The sequence below is a fragment of the Streptomyces sp. NPDC059850 genome (genome assembly GCF_042731515.1).
Lineage (GTDB): Bacteria > Actinomycetota > Actinomycetes > Streptomycetales > Streptomycetaceae > Streptomyces.
In genome coordinates this window covers 1-2,389 of sequence record NZ_JBHWJI010000150.1, presented here as the reverse complement: position 1 = coordinate 2,389, position 2,389 = coordinate 1, and the positions used below count along the sequence as shown (strand labels likewise).

The window sequence follows — 2,389 nt, the reverse complement described above, 5'->3', positions numbered from 1 at the left end:
ACACAGTGGACGCGAGCAACTGAGGACAAGCCCTCGGCCTATTAGTACCAGTCAACTCCACCGGTTACCCGGCTTCCATATCTGGCCTATCAACCCAGTCGTCTACTGGGAGCCTTAACCCATCAAGTGGGTGGGAGCCCTCATCTCGAAGCAGGCTTCCCGCTTAGATGCTTTCAGCGGTTATCCCTCCCGAACGTAGCCAACCAGCCATGCCCTTGGCAGGACAACTGGCACACCAGAGGTTCGTCCGTCCCGGTCCTCTCGTACTAGGGACAGCCCTTCTCAAGACTCCTACGCGCACAGCGGATAGGGACCGAACTGTCTCACGACGTTCTAAACCCAGCTCGCGTACCGCTTTAATGGGCGAACAGCCCAACCCTTGGGACCGACTCCAGCCCCAGGATGCGACGAGCCGACATCGAGGTGCCAAACCATCCCGTCGATATGGACTCTTGGGGAAGATCAGCCTGTTATCCCCGGGGTACCTTTTATCCGTTGAGCGACGGCGCTTCCACAAGCCACCGCCGGATCACTAGTCCCGACTTTCGTCCCTGCTCGACCCGTCGGTCTCACAGTCAAGCTCCCTTGTGCACTTACACTCAACACCTGATTGCCAACCAGGCTGAGGGAACCTTTGGGCGCCTCCGTTACTCTTTAGGAGGCAACCGCCCCAGTTAAACTACCCACCAGACACTGTCCCTGATCCGGATCACGGACCCAGGTTAGACATCCAGCACGACCAGAGTGGTATTTCAACAATGACTCCCCCTGAACTGGCGTCCAAGGTTCACAGTCTCCCACCTATCCTACACAAGCCGAACCGAACACCAATATCAAGCTATAGTAAAGGTCCCGGGGTCTTTCCGTCCTGCTGCGCGAAACGAGCATCTTTACTCGTAATGCAATTTCACCGGGCCTATGGTTGAGACAGTCGAGAAGTCGTTACGCCATTCGTGCAGGTCGGAACTTACCCGACAAGGAATTTCGCTACCTTAGGATGGTTATAGTTACCACCGCCGTTTACTGGCGCTTAAGTTCTCAGCTTCGCCCTGACGAATCAGAGCTAACCGGTCCCCTTAACGTTCCAGCACCGGGCAGGCGTCAGTCCGTATACATCGCCTTACGGCTTCGCACGGACCTGTGTTTTTAGTAAACAGTCGCTTCTCGCTGGTCTCTGCGGCCACCACCAGCTCAAGGAGAAAATCCCATCACCAGCAATGGCCCCCCTTCTCCCGAAGTTACGGGGGCATTTTGCCGAGTTCCTTAACCATAGTTCACCCGAACGCCTCGGTATTCTCTACCTGACCACCTGAGTCGGTTTAGGGTACGGGCCGCCATGAAACTCGCTAGAGGCTTTTCTCGACAGCATAGGATCATCCACTTCACCACAATCGGCTCGGCATCAGGTCTCACCCACATGAGGAACGGATTTACCTACTCCTCGGGCTACACCCTTACCCCGGGACAACCACCGCCCGGGCTGGACTACCTTCCTGCGTCACCCCATCACTTACCTACTACCACCTTGGATCAGCGGCTCCACCACTCCCCTCAACTCCGAAGAGATCAGGGCGGCTTCACGGCCTTAGCATCAGAGGATTCGATATTGGGCGCTTCAAAGCGGGTACCGGAATATCAACCGGTTGTCCATCGACTACGCCTGTCGGCCTCGCCTTAGGTCCCGACTTACCCTGGGCAGATCAGCTTGACCCAGGAACCCTTAGTCAATCGGCGCACACGTTTCCCACGTGTGTATCGCTACTCATGCCTGCATTCTCACTCGTGAACCGTCCACAACTACCTTCCGGTGCTGCTTCACCCGGCACACGACGCTCCCCTACCCACCACAGCCCTCGTTAGAGGTACATGCTGCAGTGACACGACTTCGGCGGTACGCTTGAGCCCCGCTACATTGTCGGCGCGGAATCACTTGACCAGTGAGCTATTACGCACTCTTTCAAGGATGGCTGCTTCTAAGCCAACCTCCTGGTTGTCTCTGCGACTCCACATCCTTTCCCACTTAGCATACGCTTAGGGGCCTTAGTCGATGTTCTGGGCTGTTTCCCTCTCGACCATGGAGCTTATCCCCCACAGTCTCACTGCCGCGCTCTCACTTACCGGCATTCGGAGTTTGGCTAAGGTCAGTAACCCGGTAGGGCCCATCGCCTATCCAGTGCTCTACCTCCAGTAAGAAACACACGACGCTGCACCTAAATGCATTTCGGGGAGAACCAGCTATCACGGAGTTTGATTGGCCTTTCACCCCTAACCACAGGTCATCCCCCAGGTTTTCAACCCTGGTGGGTTCGGTCCTCCACGAAGTCTTACCTCCGCTTCAACCTGCCCATGGCTAGATCACTCCGCTTCGGGTCTTGAGCGCGCTACTAAA

Annotated in this window: 1 rRNA gene; it reads right to left on the bottom strand. The window is 56.2% G+C overall.

Annotation, left to right across the window (positions count from 1 at the left end):
* Positions 1-21: 21 nt before the first annotated feature.
* A 23S ribosomal RNA gene (locus tag ACFV9T_RS42680) occupies positions 22-2,389 on the bottom strand; the annotation flags it as partial.